At 27.2% G+C, this 22,558-nt stretch carries 23 protein-coding genes and 1 pseudogene; 21 read left to right on the top strand and 3 right to left on the bottom strand.

The genetic code is table 11. From position 1 onward, the window contains the following. From RWY47_RS09505 to RWY47_RS09470, 8 genes and pseudogenes are all read left to right on the top strand, one after another. Positions 1-238 (top strand): annotated as a pseudogene (locus RWY47_RS09505) (hypothetical protein); the annotation flags it as partial. 18 nt (positions 239-256) lie between these two features. Then, entirely contained in the window at positions 257-1,429 is a 1,173-nt protein-coding gene (gene rpoD, locus RWY47_RS09500) for an RNA polymerase sigma factor RpoD (RefSeq protein WP_021429080.1), read from the top strand. 67 nt (positions 1,430-1,496) lie between these two features. Then, entirely contained in the window at positions 1,497-2,183 is a 687-nt protein-coding gene (locus tag RWY47_RS09495) for a tRNA (adenine(22)-N(1))-methyltransferase (RefSeq protein WP_224170728.1), read from the top strand. After that, positions 2,184-3,281, top strand: coding sequence for a Nif3-like dinuclear metal center hexameric protein (locus RWY47_RS09490; protein ID WP_150842585.1), 1,098 nt, complete (start codon positions 2,184-2,186; stop codon positions 3,279-3,281). Between the two features lie 56 nt (positions 3,282-3,337). Then, a complete protein-coding gene (locus RWY47_RS09485; RefSeq protein WP_224170729.1) occupies positions 3,338-4,690 on the top strand; it encodes a hypothetical protein in 1,353 nt (450 codons plus the stop codon). Positions 4,691-4,699: 9 nt separating this feature from the next. Beyond that, entirely contained in the window at positions 4,700-5,140 is a 441-nt protein-coding gene (locus RWY47_RS09480) for a zinc ribbon domain-containing protein (RefSeq protein ID WP_316030307.1), read from the top strand. A 62-nt stretch (positions 5,141-5,202) separates the two neighbouring features. Continuing rightward, positions 5,203-6,765 (top strand): murein biosynthesis integral membrane protein MurJ, encoded by a 1,563-nt coding sequence (gene murJ / locus RWY47_RS09475; protein ID WP_150842588.1) that lies wholly within the window; start codon positions 5,203-5,205, stop codon positions 6,763-6,765. Between the two features lie 194 nt (positions 6,766-6,959). Next, entirely contained in the window at positions 6,960-8,939 is a 1,980-nt protein-coding gene (locus RWY47_RS09470) for a fructose-1,6-bisphosphatase (RefSeq protein ID WP_150842589.1), read from the top strand. A gap of 32 nt (positions 8,940-8,971) precedes the next feature. Here RWY47_RS09470 and RWY47_RS09465 read toward each other — a convergent pair whose 3' ends face one another. Next, complete coding sequence (locus RWY47_RS09465; protein WP_412544901.1) at positions 8,972-10,429, bottom strand: alanine/glycine:cation symporter family protein; 1,458 nt, start codon at positions 10,427-10,429, stop codon at positions 8,972-8,974. Positions 10,430-10,822: 393 nt separating this feature from the next. Between RWY47_RS09465 and RWY47_RS09460 the strand changes: the two genes are divergently transcribed. The 8 genes from RWY47_RS09460 to bioA all read left to right on the top strand — a co-directional run bounded on the left by RWY47_RS09460 (position 10,823) and on the right by bioA (position 16,513). Beyond that, entirely contained in the window at positions 10,823-11,320 is a 498-nt protein-coding gene (locus RWY47_RS09460) for a PTS sugar transporter subunit IIA (protein ID WP_021428944.1), read from the top strand. 191 nt (positions 11,321-11,511) lie between these two features. Continuing rightward, positions 11,512-11,745: a hypothetical protein gene (locus RWY47_RS09455; RefSeq protein WP_167402833.1), complete on the top strand. Its 234-nt coding sequence runs from the start codon at positions 11,512-11,514 to the stop codon at positions 11,743-11,745. Continuing rightward, positions 11,742-12,482, top strand: coding sequence for a serine/threonine-protein kinase (locus RWY47_RS09450; RefSeq protein WP_224170732.1), 741 nt, complete (start codon positions 11,742-11,744; stop codon positions 12,480-12,482). Before RWY47_RS09455 ends, RWY47_RS09450 begins: the two co-directional genes overlap by 4 nt. A 15-nt stretch (positions 12,483-12,497) precedes the next feature. Beyond that, positions 12,498-13,067, top strand: a complete 570-nt coding sequence (locus RWY47_RS09445) for a hypothetical protein (RefSeq protein WP_021429001.1) — start codon at positions 12,498-12,500, stop codon at positions 13,065-13,067. Positions 13,068-13,194: 127 nt separating this feature from the next. After that, entirely contained in the window at positions 13,195-13,326 is a 132-nt protein-coding gene (locus RWY47_RS09440; protein WP_021429037.1) for a hypothetical protein, read from the top strand. Between the two features lie 161 nt (positions 13,327-13,487). Further along, positions 13,488-14,438: a biotin synthase BioB gene (gene bioB, locus RWY47_RS09435; RefSeq protein WP_224170733.1), complete on the top strand. Its 951-nt coding sequence runs from the start codon at positions 13,488-13,490 to the stop codon at positions 14,436-14,438. A gap of 11 nt (positions 14,439-14,449) precedes the next feature. After that, positions 14,450-15,136: a dethiobiotin synthase gene (gene bioD / locus RWY47_RS09430; protein ID WP_224170734.1), complete on the top strand. Its 687-nt coding sequence runs from the start codon at positions 14,450-14,452 to the stop codon at positions 15,134-15,136. A gap of 15 nt (positions 15,137-15,151) precedes the next feature. Further along, positions 15,152-16,513 carry an adenosylmethionine--8-amino-7-oxononanoate transaminase gene (gene bioA, locus RWY47_RS09425; RefSeq protein WP_224170735.1) on the top strand — a complete coding sequence of 454 codons (1,362 nt, stop codon included), beginning with the start codon at positions 15,152-15,154 and terminating at the stop codon, positions 16,511-16,513. Positions 16,514-16,544: 31 nt separating this feature from the next. Here bioA and RWY47_RS09420 read toward each other — a convergent pair whose 3' ends face one another. After that, a complete protein-coding gene (locus RWY47_RS09420; RefSeq protein ID WP_226892419.1) occupies positions 16,545-17,063 on the bottom strand; it encodes a peptidylprolyl isomerase in 519 nt (172 codons plus the stop codon). Positions 17,064-17,286: 223 nt separating this feature from the next. Between RWY47_RS09420 and RWY47_RS09415 the strand changes: the two genes are divergently transcribed. The 4 genes from RWY47_RS09415 (at position 17,287) to RWY47_RS09400 (ending at position 20,954) form a co-directional block, all read left to right on the top strand. After that, entirely contained in the window at positions 17,287-17,679 is a 393-nt protein-coding gene (locus tag RWY47_RS09415; RefSeq protein ID WP_021429220.1) for a single-stranded DNA-binding protein, read from the top strand. A gap of 237 nt (positions 17,680-17,916) precedes the next feature. Beyond that, positions 17,917-18,555, top strand: coding sequence for a nitroreductase family protein (locus tag RWY47_RS09410; RefSeq protein WP_150842595.1), 639 nt, complete (start codon positions 17,917-17,919; stop codon positions 18,553-18,555). 34 nt (positions 18,556-18,589) lie between these two features. Next, entirely contained in the window at positions 18,590-19,507 is a 918-nt protein-coding gene (locus tag RWY47_RS09405; protein WP_021428975.1) for a hypothetical protein, read from the top strand. A 169-nt stretch (positions 19,508-19,676) separates the two neighbouring features. After that, on the top strand, positions 19,677-20,954 hold the full coding sequence (locus RWY47_RS09400; RefSeq protein ID WP_021429101.1) for a methionine gamma-lyase family protein: 1,278 nt from the start codon (positions 19,677-19,679) through the stop codon (positions 20,952-20,954). Positions 20,955-20,977: 23 nt separating this feature from the next. Here the strand turns inward: RWY47_RS09400 and RWY47_RS09395 are convergent, their stop codons facing one another. Further along, positions 20,978-22,123: a DEAD/DEAH box helicase gene (locus tag RWY47_RS09395; RefSeq protein WP_021428936.1), complete on the bottom strand. Its 1,146-nt coding sequence runs from the start codon at positions 22,121-22,123 to the stop codon at positions 20,978-20,980. A gap of 160 nt (positions 22,124-22,283) precedes the next feature. Between RWY47_RS09395 and RWY47_RS09390 the strand changes: the two genes are divergently transcribed. Next, the coding region (locus tag RWY47_RS09390) for a hypothetical protein (RefSeq protein ID WP_316030306.1) at positions 22,284-22,558 on the top strand (275 nt) is incomplete at its 3' end.

The following is a 22,558-nucleotide window of genomic DNA, read 5'->3' as shown; positions in this document are numbered from 1 at the left end:
TTTGTATAGTATGAAGATAGAAAACATTAATGTTAATGACAAAAAGAGTATAGAAGAGATTGTTAAACAAATAAAAAGAAATAAGCTTCAAAATGATATAGATAATTTATTGAAGAAGCAAAAAGAATTAGAAAATGGAAAGTCTAATGATAATTCAAATGCGAAAGAGGTAGATGTACAAGTTATGGAAATTGCTATAAAGATAGTTGAACTAAGAAAAACATTACAAAATATATAAAGGAAGGGAGGCTGAAGTATGGAAACTAAAACACCGAAAAAAGAATCTAAAAGAGTAACAGCAAAATCACTTATAGAAAAGGGTAAAAAGCAAGGAAGTCTTACACTTATGGAAATAATGGAAGCTTTCTCTGAAACAGAATTAGATAAAGATCAAGTTGAAAACTTATATGAGACCCTTGGAAACTTAGGAATTGAAGTAATTCAAAAGAAAGAAGAAAAAGCTGATGCAGATATAGAATTTACTTCAGAAGATATGGATATATCAAACATGGATATAGATGATAGTATTGATGAGGATATATCTAAAGAAGAAAATACTATGGAAATTGAACAAATAGACTTAACTCTTCCAAAAGGAATAAGTATAGATGACCCAGTTAGAATGTATTTAAAAGAAATTGGGAAAATACCTCTACTTAAGCCTCATGAAGAAGCTGAACTTGCAAGAAGAATGCATGAAGGTGATGAAATAGCTAAACAAAGATTAGTTGAAGCCAACTTAAGACTTGTTGTAAGTATAGCGAAGAGATATGTAGGAAGAGGAATGTTATTTTTAGATCTAATACAAGAAGGAAATTTAGGTCTTATAAAAGCTGTTGAAAAGTTTGACTATACAAAAGGGTTTAAATTTAGTACTTATGCTACATGGTGGATAAGACAAGCTATAACTCGTGCAATAGCAGATCAAGCTAGAACTATAAGAATACCTGTTCATATGGTTGAAACTATAAATAAATTAATAAGAGTTTCTAGACAATTATTACAGGAATTAGGTAGAGATCCAAAACCTGAAGAAATTGCAAAAGAAATGGATATGACAGAAGATAAAGTTAGAGAAATTATGAAAATTGCTCAAGATCCAGTATCTTTAGAAACTCCTATAGGTGAAGAAGAGGATAGTCATTTAGGAGACTTTATACCAGATGACGATGCTCCAGCTCCAGCAGAAGCTGCCGCATATTCTTTATTAAAAGAGCAAATAGAAGAAGTTTTAGGTTCGTTAAATGAAAGAGAGCAAAAAGTTTTAAAACTAAGATTTGGATTAGAAGATGGACGTGCTAGAACTCTTGAAGAAGTAGGTAAAGAGTTTGATGTAACAAGAGAAAGAATAAGACAAATAGAAGCTAAAGCTTTAAGAAAATTAAGACATCCAAGTAGATCTAAAAAGCTTAGAGATTACTTAGATTAATAAAAAAATTCGTCTATAATAGGCGAATTTTTATGTATATAAAAGATATATGAAAGGACGACGAAAATTGAAGTTAACAGATAGATTATTAAAAATAGCAAGTCTTGTAGACGAAGGGAAAAAAATCGCAGATATTGGGACGGATCATGGATATATACCAGTGTTTCTTCTAAATAATAAAAAAATAGATTTTGCTATATTGGCAGATGTGAATAAAGGGCCTTTAGAAAATGCAAGAAAAGAAGTTAGACATAATAAATTAGATGACAAAGTTGATTTAAGACTAGGGTCAGGAATAGAAGTTTTAAATGATAATGAAGTAGATGAAATTATAATAGCGGGTATGGGTGGTATACTTATAGGGGAACTGTTAGAAGCGAAAAAAAGCGTTGCTCAAAATGCTGAAAAACTTATATTACAACCAATGCAAGCACAAGCTGAACTTAGAAAATATCTTTATAATAACGGATTTGAAGTTATAGATGAAGTTTTAGTAAAAGAAGACTTTAGAATATATGAAATAATAGTAGCTAAATATACTGGAAGAAAAACAGAAGTTACAGATGAAATATATTATGAAGTTTCAAAAAAACTTATAGAAAAAAAGGATGAACTTTTAGCTGAATTTTTAAATAAAAAAATATATGCATATGAAAATATAATAAAAAAACTAGAAGGTAAAAGTGGAGAAGCTATAGAAAATAAGAGAAATGAGACTATTAAAGTTATAGAAAAGCTTAAGGAGATGCTGTAAATGAAACTTAAAAGTTTTATAAAAAAAATAGAACAAAAATATCCTCTTAATTTAGCGTATGATTGGGATAATGTAGGCCTTATAGTAGGAGATTATGAACAGGAAGTTAAAAGAGTAATGGTTTGTTTAGAAGCTAATGAAAAAGTTGTAGATGAAGCCATAGATAAAGGTATAAATCTGATAATAACTCATCATCCTTTTATTTTTTCTAAAATGCAAAAAGTTACCACTTCAGATTTAAAAGGGAAATTAATACATAAATTAATAAAAAATAGTATATCAATATATTCTATGCATACTAATTTTGATATAGCTTTTGACGGATTGAATGATTATTTTGTAGAAATGTTAGAACTTGAAAATGTAAAAATTTTAGATAAAACTAGCAGTGAAAATCTATATAAACTAGCAGTTTATGTACCAAAGACACATATAGACGATGTAAGAATAGCTTTAGGAAATTCTGGAGCTGGACACTTAGGAAACTATAAAGATTGCTCATTCACTACTGAAGGTGAAGGTAGATTTAAGCCTTGTGATGGAGCAAATCCTTATATTGGAGAGACTAACGCATTAGAAAGCGTTCATGAAGTTAAAATAGAAACTATAGTTCCTCAAAAAATATTAGATAAAGTTATAAGTGCAATGATTAAATCACATCCATATGAGGAAGTTGCATATGACTTATATAAGCTAGAAAATAGAGGGGAAGCTGTAGGGCTTGGAAGGTACGGAAAACTTAAATCTAAAATGACATTTAAAGATTTAGGAATGATACTTAAAGAAAAACTAGATATAAAACACTTAAGAGTAGTAGGTGAATTAGATAGTGTTGTATCTAAAGTTGCAATAGTTACAGGTTCAGGTGCTGATATGGTAAAAAAAGCATATAAATCAGGTTGTGATGTTTTGATAACTGGTGACATGAAATATCATGATGCTCAAGATACTCTTGATATGGGGATGAAAGTGATTGATTGTGGGCATTTTGATACTGAAAAAGTATTTTCAGATATAATGTTTGATTATGTAAAAAATGAATTTGACATAGATGTTATAAAAAGTGATGTAAATTTAAATCCTTTTGATATAATATAACTATGATTAATAGCCTTAAGATAGTCTTAAGGCTATTTAAAATATGGAGGAAAAGTATGAATAATGAAAATAATGACTTAACTTTTTCAAATCATAAAAATTATTGTGAAACAGATGGACATGATTTATCTAATTTGGAAATTGATTCAATTAAACTAAATTATGAAAAAGTATGTAACGAATGTGGTAAAGTTTATAATAATTCAAGTTTATATTGTGAAGAATGTGGGAATGAATTAATATTAACAAGTGAAAGTGAAAAAAATTTAACTATATATAATTTATTAGATGGAGATTTGAATAAAAAAGAAAAGTTTAAAATGTGGATAAATGATCTTGAAATTAAGAGAAGGATTGTAGCCCCATTGTTTTCTATTTGTGTACTATTTGTAATATCTATATGGATAAAACTTTTTATAAATTTTGCAGGGTTAGAAGTAAATAAATTTTTAAATATATCTAGTATTATTTTAGCGTTAAATTTAGTTCCATTAAAGATTGTTTCATCATCGGTTATAGGACTTGGCAATATAGGTATAAGTATGAGTTTGATAAGTATTTTAATAATACCATTTATAACAATTTTAGCTTCTAGTTTGTTTTTTATAAAAAAAGAATTTTTAAAAGACAAAGATATTATTAAAGAAACTTTTATGTTAAGTTTTATTTATGGATTAATTCTAGGGGTTATTTCTATACTAGGAAAGCAATTTATTAATTTATCTATGGGGGAATATTATACTATGTCCATAGTTGTTAAATACAGTTTTTTAAGAAGTGTTTTAAATGGGATAATAATATCTTTTCTTCCTATATATATATCTTTATATGTCAAAACTAGAGATGAAAAAGTAGAATTTAATATTTTTAATAGGGCTTTAAAGACTTTAGGATTTATATATTTACTAACACTACTATTAATAGTTTTAGGAATGTTTTTCAATAAAATATTTTTAACTGGAAATGGGTTAAGTGAGGTAATAGCATATCCACAACTTGCTATATATATATTGCATTTTGTTAATTTAATTCCAGTTGTATTAGGAAATTCTATCATATCTATATTTAATATGGGAGATATAAATTTATACTTAAACAATAGTATGGTTTTATTGATATATGCAATAATGCTTTTAAATATAGTTATATTAATTGTGTCTGGTTATGATTTAAAGGGCAGAGTAAATAATAAAAAATATATAAAATATTTTAGTATAGTATATTCTATGATAATAGCTAGTTCTATTTTTTTAAGTAAGATAGATACTAGTGGGAGCTTGTCTTTATTAGAATCTCAAAATTATGATATGTATTCATATATAGGATCAAGCGCTATTATAGGACTGATTATATCGTTTGTGTATAGTTATATATTGATAAACATTGGATATAAGTTGAATAAGGAATAGGAGAAAGATATGAATAGTATAAAATCTAATATAAATAACAAAAAATTATCGTTAGAGAGTATAAAGGAAAAAAATAAATTAAATAAAGATATCGAAAAAGCAAAAAAAGAGAAAACTAAAATTTTTGTTAATGCAGGAATGAAACTTTATGAAATGGTTAGAAAAGAAAATATAATTAATGAAGAACTTATTAATTTATTTGATAATATGGTTGAACTTGATAAAATTATATATGAATCTAATTTAAAACTTGAAAAAATTCAATTTAAAAATAGTACTAAGTGTGAGTGTGGAAATATTTTAAATGATGAAAGTAAGTTTTGTAGCCAATGCGGTAAAAAAATAAAAGAAGAAGTTGCATTTGAAACTTGTGAATTTTGTTCAAGTGAAATAAGTGAAGATGCAAATTTCTGTGCATGCTGTGGAAATAAAGTTAGGAAAAACATGTAATTAATAGAGTAGTGCGGAACCTCTATTGTATAGTTAAGAAAAAGGAAGAAGGAAATTTACATATGTCAAAAACTAAAAAATCAGCAGTTATTTTGATGATTATAACGCTAATATCTAAGGTTACAGGATTTTTCAGAGATATAATATTAGCTAAAAATTTTGGCGCCAGTATTATAACAGATGCTTATATAACAGCTCTTAACATACCTGTTGTATTATTCACAGGAATAAGTTCATCATTAGGAACTACTTATATACCGATGTTTTTTAAAATAAAAGAAGAACAAGGGCAAGAAGGCGTAAATAAGTTTACGAGCAATGTTTTAAATATAGTTGTAATTTTGGGATTAATAACTGTATTTTTAGGAAGTATATTTACTCCATATATAGTAAAATTATTTGCTATGGGATTTAAAGGAGAGGAACTAAGAATAACAGTAGAGTATTCAAAAATATTAATGCCATCTATTGTATTTATAGCAGCAAATGGATTAGTATCTTCTTATTTATTAGCAAATGGAAGGTTTTATATATCAGGAGTGTTATCAATACCTTTTAATATAATATGTATATTAGCTATAATTATTGGAGGTATGACAAATTCATATACAATGGTTTGGATAACTTTATTTGCATATATAGCACAACTTCTTTTTCAAATACCATTTTTAAAGAAATGTGGGTATAAACATAGTTTAATAGTTGATGTTAAAGATGAAAATGTCAAAAGTATAATTTACTTAATTTTACCTGTTTTTTTAGGATCGTATGTAGACCAAATAAATAGTGTTATAAATAGAACATTAGCATCTTGCTTAGATACAGGGAGTATAACAGCATTAAATTATGCAAATAAGTTAAATATATTTGCCGTAGGAGTATTGGTTATATCTATATCCACAATAATGTATCCTGTACTTTCTAAATTTGCAAGTCAAAAAAATATGAGAGCTTTTAAAAGTAGTTTAGGAAGATGTATAGATATTGTGATGATAGTTATGATTCCTATTATGGTAGGTATGATTATATTTTCAAAACCTATAGTTCAGTTATTATTTGAAGGTGGATCATTTACTAGCAGAGATACTCAGCTTACATCTACAGCACTACTTTGTTATTCTTTGGGTATGGTTTCATTTGGGATAAGAGATATAGTTTCTAGAGGATTTTATTCTTTACAAGATACAAAGACACCGGTAAAAAATGCTATGGTAGCAGTTGCTATTGATATAGTTTTTTCTATATTATTGGTGAGATTTATGGGAATAGGCGGCCTAGCTTTATCTACTTCTATTGCAACCACAGTAGGGGCTTTACTTCTTATAATATCCTTAAGACGAAAAGTTGGTAAATTAGGAATTAAAAGTAGCTTAATCACAGGATTGAAATCTATTGTAGCATCTATAATAATGGGTATTATATGTAAAGAACTATACACATTGATTATGTTTATAGGTGGAAACTTTACATATGAAACTAAAAAATTAGTACTAATAGGGCTAGTTGTAAGTAGTTCTGTAGGGGCTATAGTATATTTGATATTAAGTTTGCTGTTCAATATAAAAGAAGTTAGAGATATAGTAAGTCAAGTGAAAATGAAATATATTCAAATATTAAAAAAGTAAGATGAAATCATCTTACTTTTTTAATGAATAGATGAAGTTGATAGAGTAAAGTTAAATTTTTGTAACATATTGAGTATATATTATGACATAATTGAATATTTCATTAATTAAAAAAGCAAAAATTTTAGTATTATATGTTTAAATAGTACTTATGGTATAATTAGTATGTAATATAAAAGATAGGGGGGAATAAAATGAGTTTAGAAATATCAGAAAAAGTATGCAGAGAAAATATAAGATATTTAAATCTGCTTTCTAAACAATATCCTACGATTTCTCAAGCTTCAACAGAAATAATTAATTTAGAATCGATTTTGAATTTACCGAAGGGGACTGAACACTTTTTATCAGATATTCATGGAGAAAGTGAGCCTTTTGTACATGTGTTAAGAAATGGGTCGGGAGTAGTTAAGAGAAAAATAGAAGAACTTTTTGGAGACTCTCTTATGGAGAGTGAAAAAAAGGCATTAGCTACACTAGTATATTATCCAGAACAAAAGTTGGAGATAGTATTAAAAGAAGAAAAAAACATAAATGATTGGTATAGAGTTACACTTCATAGAATAGTTGAACTATGTAGATACGCATCAACTAAATACACTAAAGACAAGGTAAGAAAGTATCTTCCTAAAGATTTTGCATATATAATAGAAGAGCTTTTAAATACAGATTGCAATATAGATCATAAGAAAAAATATTATCAACAAATTATAAATACTATAATTGATATAGATAGATCTAAAGAATTTATAATAGCAATATCTAAGTTGATCCAAAGATTAGTGGTAGATAGATTACATATAATAGGTGATATATATGATAGAGGGCCTAGACCTGATGCTATAATTGATACTTTGATGGATTACCATAGTGTGGATATTCAATGGGGAAATCATGATATCTTATGGATGGGAGCTGCGGCAGGTCAAAAAGTTTGTATAGCTAATGCTCTTAGAATTTCAGCTAGATATGCTAATTTAGACATAATTGAAGATATATATGGGATAAATATATTACCTTTAGCTACGTTTGCTTTAAATGTATATAAAGATGACCCTTGTGAATGCTTTTTACCTAAAATATCAGAAGGGGAATACAATACAAGTGAAATATCATTAATAGCTAAGATGCACAAAGCTATATCTATTATACAGTTTAAGTTAGAAAACGAGGTTGTAAAGAGAAGACCAGAATTTAAAATGGAACATAGATGTTTATTAGATAAAATTAACTATGAAAATGGAACTATAAATATAAAAGGAAAAAATTATAAAATAAAAGATAATAACTTTCCTACAGTAGATCCTAAAAATCCTTATGAATTAACTAAAGAAGAAGAAGTTGTTATCGAGAAGTTGAAGTCATCTTTTGTAAATAGTGAAAAACTTCAAAAACATACGTCTTTTTTATTTTCAAAAGGAAGTATATATTTAAAATGTAATTCTAATTTACTATTCCATGGATGTATTCCTTTAAATGAAGATGGTACATTTAAAACATTTACAATAGAAGGGAATGCATATAGAGGTAAAGACTTAATGGATAAGTTTGATTCATTAGCAAGAGAAGGATATTTCTATAGAGAAGGAAATAAGCAAAAAGAGTATGGTATGGATATAATGTGGTACTTGTGGACTGGGGAGGCTTCTCCGTTGTTTGGAAAGGACGACATGGCTACATTTGAAAGATATTTTATATCAGACAAAGAGACACATAGGGAAAATAAAAACTCATACTTTAAGTTGAGAGATACTGAAAATATGTGCAATATGATATTTAGAGAGTTTGGTCTTGATAGTGAAGATTCTCATATTATAAATGGACATGTTCCTGTTGAGTGTAAAAAAGGAGAGAGTCCTATTAAAGCAAATGGTAAATTAATAGCTATTGATGGTGGATTCTCAAGAGCTTATCAGCAAAAAACTGGTATAGCTGGATATACATTAATATACAACTCATATAGCTTACAACTTGTATCACATCAACATTTTACTAATACAGAACAAGTTATATTTGAAGAAAGTGATATATTATCAATTACATCTATTGTGGAAAGAAATAAAAAAAGAAAATACATAAGAGATACAGATGCAGGAAAAGAAATAGTTGAGCGTATAAATGATTTGAAATTATTACTTCTAGCATATAGAAAAGGGATAGTAAAAGAAACTTAAAAAGTGGATATCAATATGATATCCACTTTTTCTTATGCTGTTTCTATATCGTTATCGTTGCTGTCATCTTTGTCTTGCCAACATTCACAACCTACTAAACCATCTATTGATGAAGATTTAAATACAGGCTCCTTTATGCCAGATTTTTTTTGATTAGTATAATCTTTAAGTGCTAAGAATGCAAATTTGCTAAGCTTAGCTATTGCAAATAGATTTATAATAGCCATTAATGCCATAAATAAATCTCCTAAATTCCACACTATATCTACTGCAGTTAAAGAACCGAATATAACCATACCTACAACAGCTATTCTATAAGTAGATAATAAAGCTTTACTACCACTTATAAATTCTATATTAGATTGACCATAGTAGTAATTACCAACTATTGAACTAAATGCGAATAAGAATATACAAACTGCTATAAAGTAATTTCCTATAGAACCTATTTGTGATGATAATGCGTATTGAGTTAATTGTATCCCTGATAAATTAGATGTTGCATAATCGCCACAAGTTAATATTATAAATGCAGTACAACTACATATAACTATAGTATCTGTGAAAACACCAAGTGCTTGTATTAAACCTTGACTAACTGGGTGAGAAGTCGTTGCAGTAGCTGCTGCATTAGGGGCACTACCCATACCAGCTTCATTAGAGAATAGACCTCTTTTTATACCCATAAGCATAGTAGCTCCTAATCCACCACCTGCTATAGCTTGTAATCCAAATGCATTTTCCATTATAAGTGTAAATATTTCCGGAAGCTTTTGTATATTTAATAAGATAACAACCATTGCTACTAAAATATATGCAACTGCAAATATAGGAACTATAACTTCAGAGATTTTTGCAACTCTATGAACTCCTCCAAATATTACAACAGTTGTTAAAACAGCAAGTAATATACCCATGATAGCTTTATCAATACCGAAAGCTGATTGGAAAGCTTGAGCAACTGTATTTGATTGTATTGCATTAAATACAAATCCGAAACTTACTGTTATAAGTACAGAGAAAACAATACTCATAAATTTGTTGTTAAGTCCTTTTTCTATATAATATGCAGGACCACCTCTAAACCCATCTCCATCTTTAACTTTATATATTTGCGCAAGCGTAGACTCAACAAAACTAGAAGCACCACCTATTAAAGCTACAAGCCACATCCAAAATACTGCACCAGGACCTCCTAAAGTAATAGCTATAGCTATACCGGCTATATTACCAGTACCAACTCTTGAAGCTGTACTTATACAAAAGGCTTGAAAAGATGATATTTGCCCTTTTTTCTTGTTAGTGCTAGAAGCACCTAAAAGTTTAATCATTTCTTTAAAGTATCTAAATTGTACAAAGTTACTTTTTAAAGTAAAATACACTCCTAGAACTAATAGTAAAGCAATTAAAACATAAGACCATAAAAAGTCATTTAATGATAAAACTATATCATTTAAAATACTCAAATAAATCCCTCCTAATATAAAAATAATTTATTGAATTCTTGAAAAAGAAATTTTCTAAATTAAATTATGCATTTTTTAAAATTATATAATGAAATTTGAAATAAATCAATAAGAAAAATACTTGGAAAATAAAGAAAAACGTTATCTAAAGTAAAAAATAAATGAATGAGAGATAAATAAAATTGCAAAAATGTATTGGATCTAATTAAAATAAAGAAGGGGTTTTAGTATTTTGCTTAACAAAATAATGAATATATATCTATATAATTGCAAAAAATAAATTGAGAAAAAGTTATCCTAATATAAATAAAATAACTTGATTCTACAAAAAAATAATTATATAATAATATATGTAATTAAATTGAATTTAATTTTATTGTTTGTGAAAACGTAATTTAATGCTAAGGAGTGTAGAAAATGGGCTTATTTGATATATTTAAAAAATCAAAAAATGAAGAACAAGTTAAAGGAATAGTATCACCTACAAATGGAGAACTATTAGATATAACTAAAGTACCAGACGAGGTTTTTTCAACTAAGATGATGGGTGATGGATTTGCAATGAAGTCATCTGATGGAATAATAGTATCACCTGTAGATGGTAAAGTAGGTGTAGTATTTGAAACTAAGCATGCTGTAATATTAGAATCTACAGAAGGTAAAGAAGTTCTTATACACTTAGGTATAGATACTGTTAATTTAAAAGGAGAAGGCTTCGAAGTATTTGTAAATGTAGGAGATGAAGTTAAAGCTGGAGATAAATTAGTTAAAATGGATTTACCATTTATAGAAGCTAATGCTAAGTCATCAATAAGTCCAGTTATATTTACAAACTTAGACTCTAATGAATCTATTAAAGTTGTAGAAGGACCTGTTAAAGTTGGAGAAGCTAACAGAGTTGAAATAGCTAAATAATATTGAAAATAAAGAACCTATGAAAAGGTTCTTTTTTTATTTGTTAATATATAAATTAACTATTATAAAACACAAAATATGTCACATAAAACCGAAAATTATCATAATATATATTATCTAAATGCTGAAAATTTAGATAATATATATTATAGAGGTGTAATTTATGGACTTTTTAAGATCAAACTCTGATAATGGTAGTAGATATTACAAAAAAGGCAACTCATATAGTTCAAACAGTAATTCAAATAGTAACTCATATAGTTCATATAGTAACTCAAACAGCAATTCAAACAGTAACTCATATAGTTCATATAGTAACTCATATAGCAATTCAAACAGTAACTCATATAGTTCAAATAGTAACTCAAATAGTAACTCATACAGCAACTCATATAGTAAATCATATAGCTATTCAAGATAATTGAAATTTATAAATGATGATATGGACAAGTATTATAAAAAAAATGAAATAGTTAATGGATATACTATAACAAATTTAATAGGACAAGGGCGATATGGGATTGTTTATTTGGGTGAAAATCAAGTTTTTGAAAAATGCGTAATTAAACAACTTAAAAATGAAATGATTGAAAAAAGCAGGTCAAAACTTTTTTATGAAGAAGAAATACTAAAAAAAATAAATAACCCAGCATTTCCTAAGTTTATATGCAAATTTAAGGATGAAGATAGGGAAGGATATATATTAGAGTATATACAAGGGCCTGTATTTGAGGATATTTTGGTAAGAGATAGTTGTATTTTTACTAGGGAAGATATTTACAAAGTAGGAGGACAACTTTTAGATATAATTGAAATACTTCATGAAAACAAGATAGTTCATCGAGACATTAGATTACCAAATGTTATATTAAAACAAGATGGAAACCTTGCATTAATTGATTTTGGATTAGCTAGATATATGGATTCAAAAAGATATAAAAAAGAAATTGACTATTGGTTTTTAGGAGACTTTCTAATTCACTTGTATTACACAACCTATGAACCAGTAGATTATGTAGAGAGACCATGGTACGATGAACTGGACCTTACCAAAGATGAATCTATTTTTCTTAAAAAACTTATGTCAATTGAAGAAGCATATAAAAGTATTGAAGAAATAAGGAGAGACTTAGAAAATTTAAAATTAAGAAACACTAATTAATTTAAGGTGGTTTATATGTCAATTAGTTCAATAGAGATAGTAAAAATACACAATAAAAGTTTTAGGGCTAACATTTATAATATTGAACCCTTTAGAATGATTGGATTAATAGATGTAGATATACAATATGATGGTGAAACAGAAAGAGTAACATTACCTTTTTATAGATCATCAGGAACAAATAATGGTAAAATGAAAGGGTTATGGTATCCTATCGTAGGTATAAAAACTCATACTGGCCCATTTACAGAATTTACAGATTTTATTAATTCGGCTTTAACAGCATCTACAAAAAGAGGAATAGGCAAAGAAGGTTGGCTAGCTAAGTCTCTATTTTTTCAAGATGACTATGTACCAAAATCAAGAATAAGAGGATTCTCTAATGGAAAGCATTACGAAGCTTTACTTGAAACTGGAAAAATATTAAGATATTTATATGAAAAGGGTTCATATTATGAAATGTATTATTTAACTCCACAGGTTTTAAATAGTACTGTAGCTTCAAATGAAATTTATCCTGGAAATCAGCATAGTCAAAGAAGGAATTTTGATAGATTTATAGCTGATATTGTTAAGGGTGCATAATATAAATTTTGGGCTCCACTTTATTATAAGTGGAGTTTTTTTATTTAATATAAATTTTAGGAATTTTTTTTATATATGGACAATATATTTTAATATAGATTTATATTATAACAAAGGGGGAAAAATTATGAAAAGCCAATTAATAAGAGATTTACATTCTGTAAATATTAGGAGACATCCAATAAATAGAAAAAAGTTGGAGTGCTTAAAAACTTCAGAAATAGTTAATATATGGTATGAATATTTTAAAAAAGAATAATAATAAATTGCACATACATATAAGCCGCTTTTGCGGCTTTTTTTATGTTTTTAAAATAAACTTACAGATAAAATGTTAACTTAAAAATATAAAATGGTTGACTAAAAATAAATTAAGAATTACAATTTAAGTAAAATTGAGTATTTCAAGGAGATTTCAAAATGATACACAAAATTTGTAAAGATATAAAAAATGGATACGAAATAAGCAAAGAAGAAGCTATGGAACTTTTGAAATATGAGACTAAAGATTTGCTTAAGTGTGCAAATGAAATTAGAAATTTTTATTTAAAAAATGAATTTGACATTTGCTCTATAGTTAATGGCAAAAGCGGAAAATGCAGTGAAGATTGCAAGTTTTGCTCACAATCATCTAATCATGAAACTAATATAGAAATATATCCTTTATTAAGTAAAGATAATTTTAAAAATGATGCAATATATCACAAGAAAAAAGGAGTTAAAAGATATTCAATCGTTACATCAGGTAAAAGTTTAAGTGAAAAAGAAATTGATAAAATTTGTGAAGTATATAAGTGTATAGTTGATGAGGTTGGTATTGAAACATGTGCATCACATGGGCTATTAGATCAGAATGCTTTGAGTAAACTAAAAAAATCAGGAGTAAAAAGATACCATAATAATCTAGAGACTTCGAGACGATATTTTGAAAAAATTTGTACAACTCATACATATGATGAAAAAATAAACACTATAAAGGATGCACAAAGAGTGGGGCTTGAAGTATGTAGTGGAGGGATTTTCGGACTTGGAGAAAGTGAACTAGATAGAATAGAGATGGCCTTTGAATTAAGACGTTTAAATATAAAATCAATTCCATTAAATGTTTTAAACTATATTGAAGGGACAAGCATAAATATAGAAAATCCTATAACAGAAGATGAGTTTTTAAAATCATTAGCTATTTTTAGATTTATAAATCCTAAAAGTTACATAAGGTTAGCAGGAGGAAGAAATTTATTAACAGACTTTGGACGTATTGCATTTGAAGGTGGTGCAAATGCAACTATAACAGGAGATTTACTAACTACATGTGGAAATACAATTTCAAATGATATGGAAATGATTAAATCTTTAGGATTTAAATTATAAGGGGGGATTTGATGAATAGTAAAGGTATATTTATTACAGGGACAGACACAGATGTTGGAAAAACTTATATAAGTGCTATGATAATGAAAAGCTTAGTAAAAAGTAATATAAATGCTACATATTTTAAAGCTGCTTTAAGTGGAGCAGATGAAATAGACAATAAATTAATTCCTGGAGATGCAAAGTATGTATGTGATATTTCAGGTATTGATTCAAATTACGATGAAATGGTATCCTACACTTTAAAAACAGCAGTTTCACCACACTTAGCGTCAGTTATTGAAGGTAAAGAAATTAAACTAGAAAAAATAAAATATGATTTTGAAAATTTATCAAATAAGTATGAGTTTATATTAGCAGAAGGAAGTGGAGGTATAGTTTGTCCCATAAAAATTGATGACAATGAATGTATATTATTAGAAGATATAATAAAATTACTAGGTTTTGAAGTATTAGTTGTTGCAAGATCATCTGTAGGTACGATAAATCATACTGTATTAACAGTTAAGTACCTTGAAGAAAAAAATATAAAGATAAGAGGAATTATATTAAATGAGTATGATAAAAACAATATAGTTCATGCTGATAATGCGAAAGTTATAGAAAAACTTACTAATGTCAATATAGTTGCATTTATTCCTAAGTACCAAAATGAAAGTGATGATATTAATATTGATTTAGATAAAATATTAGAATAATATTGGGGGATTGAAATGAATTTAGTAGAGAAAGATTTAAAATACATATGGCATCCATGTTCTCAGATGAAAGATTATGAAACTTTTAAGCCAATAGTTATAGAAAAGGGTGAAGGAATATATTTATATGATATAAATGGTAACGAATATATAGACTCTATAAGCTCTTGGTGGTGTAATTTATTTGGACACTCAAATAAAAGGATAAATAATGCTATAAATAATCAAATAAATAAATTAGAACATGTAATATTTGCGAATTTTACACATAAGCCAGCAATAGAACTTTGTGAAAGAATAATAAACTTAGCGCCAAATGGTCTGAATAAAGTGTTTTTTACAGATAATGGATCAGCATCAGTTGAATGCGCTTTGAAAATGAGTTTTCAATACCATGCTCAAGTTGGAAATACAAAAAAACAAAAGTTCGTAGCTATAACAGATGCATATCATGGAGAAACTATAGGGGCTCTTTCCGTTGGAGATTTAGACTTATATAGTAAAGTGTACAAGCCTATTATGTTAGACACTAAAAGAGTAGATGGACCAGATTGTTATAGATGTAAATATAATAAAGAAAGAAAAACTTGTGATGCTGAGTGTTTTGAAAGTATGGAAAACTATGTAAAAGAAAGTCATGAAGAAATTGCATCAATAATAATAGAGCCTATGTTACAAGGTGCTGCAGGGATGAAGATTTATTCACCTGTATATTTAAAAAAATTAAGACAGTTATGTGATAAGTATGATATACATTTAATCGCAGATGAAATAGCTGTTGGATTTGGGCGAACAGGAAAAATGTTTGCCTGTGAACATGCAGACATAACTCCTGATTTTATGTGTTTATCAAAAGGATTAACAGCAGGATATGTTCCTATGGCTTTAGTTCTTACTAAAGATAGTATATATAATGCGTTTTATGATGATTACAATACATATAAAGCATTTATGCATAGCCACACATATTCAGGAAATCCTATAGGATGCAGTATAGCAAATGAAGTTTTAAATATATTTGAAGAAGAAAATGTATTATATGAGAATGAAGAAAAAGCAAAATATTTTACAAATCTTTTAAATGAAAATTTTAAAGAGCATAAAAATGTTGGGGAAATACGTTCTATAGGTCTTATAAATGCAATTGAATTAGTTGAAGATAAAAATCTTAAACTTGGATTTGATTCAGATCTTAGAGTAGGATATAAGATATATCAAAAAGCACTTAAAAAAGGTGTACTATTAAGACCGCTAGGAAATGTAATTTACTTTAACCCTCCATATGTTATAAGTAAATCTGATATGGAAAAGATGGTAAGAGTTTGTAAAGAGACTATGGATGAAGTTTTAGAAAGTTTAAAAGTTGAAGTTTTATAATATAATTAAAAAAAGCTGCTTTTGCAGCTTTTTATTTATATTTTATAGGTTCATTGTAAGTTTCACCTTTAGTATCTATTTTTATAGATTTAATAACAAATAATGTACCCTTACTTCCTAAATCTTCTATTTTATAAACTAAATCCATTCCATTTATTACTTTACCAAAACCAGCATATTTTCCATTAAGATGAGGAGCAGATTTAGTAATTATAAAAAATTGACTACCGCCACTGTTTTTAGATTGACTTCTAGCCATAGATAAAACACCCTCTGTATGTTTTAAATCATTCCTAAAATTATTTTTATTAAATTCTCCTTCTATTGAATAACCTGGTCCACCCATACCTGATCCCTCAGGGCATCCACCTTGAATAACAAAGTTTTTTACAATTCTATGAAAAGTTAAATTGTCATAAAAATTATTGTTTGCCAAATAAATAAAATTATTTACTGTATTTGGAGCAATATGAGGATAAAGTTCAGCTTCTATAACTCCTATATTTTCTACATCAATATAGGCTATAGGAAGTTCATTTGGAGCCTCCATCATTTCGTTTTTAAATTCTTTTTTAGATACACCAAAACATTTAAATATTTTAGATAAAAAATTACTATCAGTACTCATTAAATCACCTTCCAAATTATTTATAGTTTAGATTATATCATACAAGATATAGTTGGTTTGAAATAAATAACAATAAATGTATAAAGAACAAATGTTTGGTTATAATTTAAATATAAATCGATTGAAGTGATAGGAGGAAAATAAAATGAATAGTGTTATATTAGTTGGAAGATTAACTAAAGACCCAGAGGTTAAATATGTAGGAGAAAAGAACATACTTGTTACAAATTTTACATTAGCTGTTGATAGAAAATCAAAAAAAGAAAGCAAAGGTCAAAAAACAGATTTTATAAGAATCGAAGCTTGGAAAGAAGCTGCAGACATATGTGCAAATAAAATTAAAAAAGGCAATTTAGTATCTGTAAAAGGAGAACTTAGAATAGATGAATATTTAGATAAAGAAGAAAATAGAAGATACAGCACTAAAATTACTACTTATAATGTTACTTTACTAGAACATAGTAAAAAACAAGTAAATGGAATTGATATATTTGAAGGTGAAAAAGTTAATATGGATGAAGCTATGCTTCCATTTTAGATAAAAAACTACTTAATTTGTTGTTGAAATTACAAAAACTTCATATAACAAATTAAGTAGTTTTTTGAGAGATAAATAAATTATTTTGTTATACTAATTGACTATTAGATTAAGGATATTTAAGGTCATAAAATTTTTTATTTGAAAAATTAATAAGTATTTAATCACACAAAGCATATAAGTTATATAATTATATTAAAAATAAACTAATTTAAATAAATAAAGGGAGATGGTATAATGAAAAGGTTAGATTTTATTTATGATAGAGTTAGTATAAGAAGTTATAAGGAAGAGGAAGTTCCTAAAGGAGATATTATTGAGATAATCAAAGCAGGAACTTATGCACCTTCCGGAAAAAATCTTCAAAATTGGCACTTTGTAGTAGTAACAGATAAAGAAAAAGTAAAAGCAATTGCAAACATTGTTGAAAAAAAGGGACTTGATTTATCAGAAAAAATTTGTGATAAAGAAGCTAGAGATTCGTTTAGAAAAATGTTACCATATTATACAGTATTTAAAAATGCACCTATATTAATACTAGTATATGGTAGTGATTATCCAAACAGTGAATATAATGTACTAGACTTAGTAGGTGCAAGTAAAGAAGAAAAGAAAAAAGCTTTATTTTCAGATCCTGGAATACAAAATATAGGTGCGGCTATGGAAAATATACTGTTAGCAGCTAGTGCGTTAGGTTATGGAACATGTTGGATGGCTGGACCTAATTTTGCTAGAGAAGAAATAAAAAGTTGTATTGAGTTTGAAAAAGAAGGATTTGAATTGGTATGCATGACTCCATTAGGGGTACCAAGTGATAAAAAACATCCAAGACCAAAGAGAAAACCTATAGAAGAAGTACTTTCTTTTATAGATTAGAATAAATATAGACAAAAGAGTAGGAGCGATAAGGATGAGTAATAGTTTAGATATATCATATTCATTTGGATATGTATATGATAAAAGTAAATTAATAGTAATGTATCCAGTTGGAACAAATACTATGCCTAAAGATGAGTATGAAATGGAAGTTGAAGTAGCTTTTTTAGAGGATGGTATAGAAAGAGCATTTGAAGAATCTGATATAATTGAGGCGAATGAAACTATAAAACCGCTTGAAACATTTTTAATGAAGCCAAATAAAATTATTCCTTTTGTGAGTAGTATAAAAGATAGTGAAACTAAAGATGAATTAAATAATTTATTAAACGATTTTGATAAGGAATATGAAATAAAGCTAAATTATATAAAAAAAGGTTATGAGATTTGTGATATATATGATGTGTTTCAAAATGTGGTAAAGTATATACCAAAAGAAAACATAGAAAATTTAAATATTTTAAAAATAAATGAAAAAAACTTTGATATAGAGAATTTCATAAAAACAACAAGGGACTCGTTAGATGAAGCTATAGATAAAGAATATATACCATCTATAATGAGAAAAAGCTCACTTACAGATAGACTTTTTGTAAAAGAGGAAAAACAAACATTAAATAAAGAGAATCTTAATAAAGAAGATATATTAAATACATTAGAAAATAATAGTCTATATGTTATTTTTGGAGTAGATTCAAGTTCGTATTCTCAAGGTATATTATGTGCAAATGGAGAAACTATAACAGAATTAGATTGTGATATGGGAGATTTAGAAATTTCTCAAGTTAGAGACTTTGGATATATAATAGAAAAAACTAACGGTGAGCTTTGTTTTAAGATAGCTAACTTTAACGATGAGGCAGCTAATAATCAAAAAATAGCTCAAGTAGTTGATTACAGTGGTATATTTAAAGTGATGATGATAAATTTTGTAAATAAGTTTGTAAAATAAGGCCTATTATATAGGTCTTATTTTACGCAATAGACTGATTGTATTTTAAAATAAATATAATTTAAAACAAAGTAAGTGCTAAGAAGGAAAAATTGGTAAACTTGCGATAATATAGTATATATGATAAAATTCAGATGTTAATTTAATCTTAATAAAGACAGGTGATAAAATGCTTAATGAAACAAAAGAATTATTAAAAAACTTCTATGGTTTAGACGATGAAATATTCAACTTATCAAATGAAGTTATGGAAGATATTAAAAGTAGATTTGAAGAAATAAAAGAAACAAGAGAATATAATCAATATAAAGTTTTAAAAGCTATGCAAGAGTCTAATTTAAGTGATAATCACTTTAACTGGACGACTGGATACGGATATAACGATATAGGTCGTGAAAAAATTGAAGAAATATATTCAAAAGTTTTCAATACAGAAGATGCTATAGTAAGACCTATTATTGTTAACGGAACTCATGCATTAACACTTTGTGTACAAGGTATAGTAAGACCAGGGGATGAGATATTATCTGTAACTGGAAAACCATACGATACACTAGAGGGTGTAATTGGGATTAGAGAAGAAAAAGGATCTTTAAAGGAATTTGGAGTTACATATAATCAAGTAGACTTTTTAGAAAATGGAGAAGTTGACCTTGAAGGAATAAAAGAAAAGATTAATGATAAAACAAAACTTGTTATGATCCAAAGATCAAAAGGATATTCTTGGAGAAAATCTTTAACTATAGAAGATATAAAAGAAGTTATAGAAACTGTAAAAAGTGTTAAACCAGAAGTTATAGTAATGGTAGATAATTGCTATGGTGAATTTATAGAGACTAAAGAACCTACAGATGTAGGTGCAGATATAATGGCAGGATCACTTATAAAAAATCCAGGTGGAGGACTTGCTTTAACTGGAGGATATATAGTTGGTAAAAAAGAATTAGTAGAACTTATATCATATAGACTTACATCTCCTGGTATAGGAAAAGAGTGTGGACTTACATTTGGTACGAGTAGAACTGTTTTACAAGGGTTCTTTATGGCTCCATATGTAGTTTCACAAGCTTTAATGGGAGCTATATTCTGTTCTAGAATGTTTGAAAAATTAGGTTATGATGTCCTACCAAAGTATGATGACCTAAGAAGTGATATCATACAATGTGTAAGATTAAATAGTGCAGATGAGGTTGTAGCTTTCTGTCAAGGTGTTCAAGCAGCAGCTCCGGTTGATTCATTTGTTAAACCAGAGCCATGGGCAATGCCAGGGTATGATAGTGAAGTTATAATGGCTGCAGGAGCATTTATTCAAGGGTCATCTATAGAATTAAGTGCAGATGCACCTATAAAGCCTCCATATAATGTTTATTTCCAAGGTGGATTAACATTTGATCACTCAAAAATGGGAACTTTAAAAGCATATCAATACATGAAAAAGAATAAATAAAAAAAACCCTCAGAAATGAGGGTTTATTTTTTATAGTCTATTAATTTTCCTTCATATAAATCTTTATGTGCTATATTTAGGTTAAATTCTTTTGATAAAATACGTATAGCAGCTAATTCATTGTTAGTAACTATAGAAACTGTATCACCTGTATTGTTTCCTCTACCAGTTCTACCACTTCTATGTATATATTCATTGTTACTAACAGGGAAATCTAAGTTAAAGACATGGGTTACATCTTTAATATCAAGTCCTCTAGCAGATAAATCAGAAGAAACTAACACTTTAGCTTTTCCTGTTCTGAATTTGTATAAAGCATTTTTTCTATCTTCTTTACTCATGCTACCGTATATACATACAGAATTTCTGTTATGGAAGTTTAGCTTATCGTTTATTATCTCTATGCTTTCTTCGTCATTTACAAATACTATAGATTTTTTTGGATTAAGAGCAGCTAAAGACTTTCTAAGATATTTGAATTTATCTCTTTTATCACAAGATAAATACATATGATTTATATTTTTATTAGCACTTACTTTAGGCTCAGTTTTTATTATCTTAGGTTCTTTCATTATTTCACTTAATATTTTTATGCACTTATCATTTGCACTAGCAGAAAATGCTAATAATTGTCTATCTCTAAGTGTGCATTTTATTATATCTTTAACTGTATTTACATTTTTAGATGAAAGAAGACTATCTACTTCATCTAAAACAATTGTCTTTACATTATGAACTTTTAATTTCTTTTGTTTTACTAAATCAAGAATTCTACCTGAAGTACCAACCACTATATGAGGTTTTATACTTTTTATATTTTTTATTTGTTTTTGAATATTAACTTCTCCTATTAGAGGAAGCGTAGTTACTTCGATAGTTGAATTTTTAGCAAGTAACTTAACTTGGTCTATTATTTGCATAACTAACTCATGTGTTGGAGCTAAAACTATAACTTGAGTTTCTCTCTTTGAAGTATCTATTTTTTCAAATAGAGGAAGTAAATAAGCTAGTGTTTTTCCACTTCCAGTTTCAGATTGAATTATTAAATCTGTATGATTTTTTATATCATCATAAACTAGGGATTGAATTTTATTTAAATTGTTTATACCTTGAATTTGTAAGGCTTTAACTAGATTAGAATCTAAATTAATATCTTGAGGTTTATTCATCTTTTACTCCTTTTTTATATATTATGTTTAAATTAGATTTATAGTATAACACTAATTTAAACATAATTCAAAAGTATTAATTAAAGGTAAATAAATTTGAATTAGTATATATAGTTGTAATATAATATAAACTATGAAAATCAAAAAGGAGCATAATATGATGAGCAACAAAGTTGAGGAAATTTTATTGAGATTAATTTTATGGAGAGAGGTTTTATATATACCTGCTTATACTTTAATGTATGATTATGCGAATAAATTTTTTTGGATAGTAGTTATAATGGATAGAATTATAAACTTAGTAATAATTGCAAAAAACATAGATATAGATGAATTGTTTGATAAACTTTTAACTTCATATAAAGATAAGAAGTCTGAAAGTTTAACTAGATTAGGTATATTTACTATAATAACAACACCTATACTGTACATATT

This window comes from Paraclostridium sp. MRS3W1 (genome assembly GCF_032465715.1).
GTDB lineage: Bacteria > Bacillota > Clostridia > Peptostreptococcales > Peptostreptococcaceae > Paraclostridium > Paraclostridium dentum.
Note: the sequence above shows the minus strand (reverse complement) of the source record. Positions and strands in the feature narration are given on the sequence as shown.

Coding starts and splice junctions, on each gene's coding strand:
- rpoD (WP_021429080.1), top strand. CDS start 257: ATGGAAACTAAAACACCGAAAAAAGAATCTAAAAGAGTAACAGCAAAA.
- RWY47_RS09490 (WP_150842585.1), top strand. CDS start 2,184: ATGAAACTTAAAAGTTTTATAAAAAAAATAGAACAAAAATATCCTCTT.
- RWY47_RS09485 (WP_224170729.1), top strand. CDS start 3,338: ATGAATAATGAAAATAATGACTTAACTTTTTCAAATCATAAAAATTAT.
- RWY47_RS09480 (WP_316030307.1), top strand. CDS start 4,700: ATGAATAGTATAAAATCTAATATAAATAACAAAAAATTATCGTTAGAG.
- murJ (WP_150842588.1), top strand. CDS start 5,203: ATGTCAAAAACTAAAAAATCAGCAGTTATTTTGATGATTATAACGCTA.
- RWY47_RS09470 (WP_150842589.1), top strand. CDS start 6,960: ATGAGTTTAGAAATATCAGAAAAAGTATGCAGAGAAAATATAAGATAT.
- RWY47_RS09460 (WP_021428944.1), top strand. CDS start 10,823: ATGGGCTTATTTGATATATTTAAAAAATCAAAAAATGAAGAACAAGTT.
- RWY47_RS09455 (WP_167402833.1), top strand. CDS start 11,512: ATGGTAGTAGATATTACAAAAAAGGCAACTCATATAGTTCAAACAGTA.
- RWY47_RS09445 (WP_021429001.1), top strand. CDS start 12,498: ATGTCAATTAGTTCAATAGAGATAGTAAAAATACACAATAAAAGTTTT.
- RWY47_RS09440 (WP_021429037.1), top strand. CDS start 13,195: ATGAAAAGCCAATTAATAAGAGATTTACATTCTGTAAATATTAGGAGA.
- bioB (WP_224170733.1), top strand. CDS start 13,488: ATGATACACAAAATTTGTAAAGATATAAAAAATGGATACGAAATAAGC.
- bioD (WP_224170734.1), top strand. CDS start 14,450: ATGAATAGTAAAGGTATATTTATTACAGGGACAGACACAGATGTTGGA.
- bioA (WP_224170735.1), top strand. CDS start 15,152: ATGAATTTAGTAGAGAAAGATTTAAAATACATATGGCATCCATGTTCT.
- RWY47_RS09420 (WP_226892419.1), bottom strand. CDS start 17,063: ATGGAGGCTCCAAATGAACTTCCTATAGCCTATATTGATGTAGAAAAT.
- RWY47_RS09415 (WP_021429220.1), top strand. CDS start 17,287: ATGAATAGTGTTATATTAGTTGGAAGATTAACTAAAGACCCAGAGGTT.
- RWY47_RS09410 (WP_150842595.1), top strand. CDS start 17,917: ATGAAAAGGTTAGATTTTATTTATGATAGAGTTAGTATAAGAAGTTAT.
- RWY47_RS09405 (WP_021428975.1), top strand. CDS start 18,590: ATGAGTAATAGTTTAGATATATCATATTCATTTGGATATGTATATGAT.
- RWY47_RS09400 (WP_021429101.1), top strand. CDS start 19,677: ATGCTTAATGAAACAAAAGAATTATTAAAAAACTTCTATGGTTTAGAC.
- RWY47_RS09395 (WP_021428936.1), bottom strand. CDS start 22,123: ATGAATAAACCTCAAGATATTAATTTAGATTCTAATCTAGTTAAAGCC.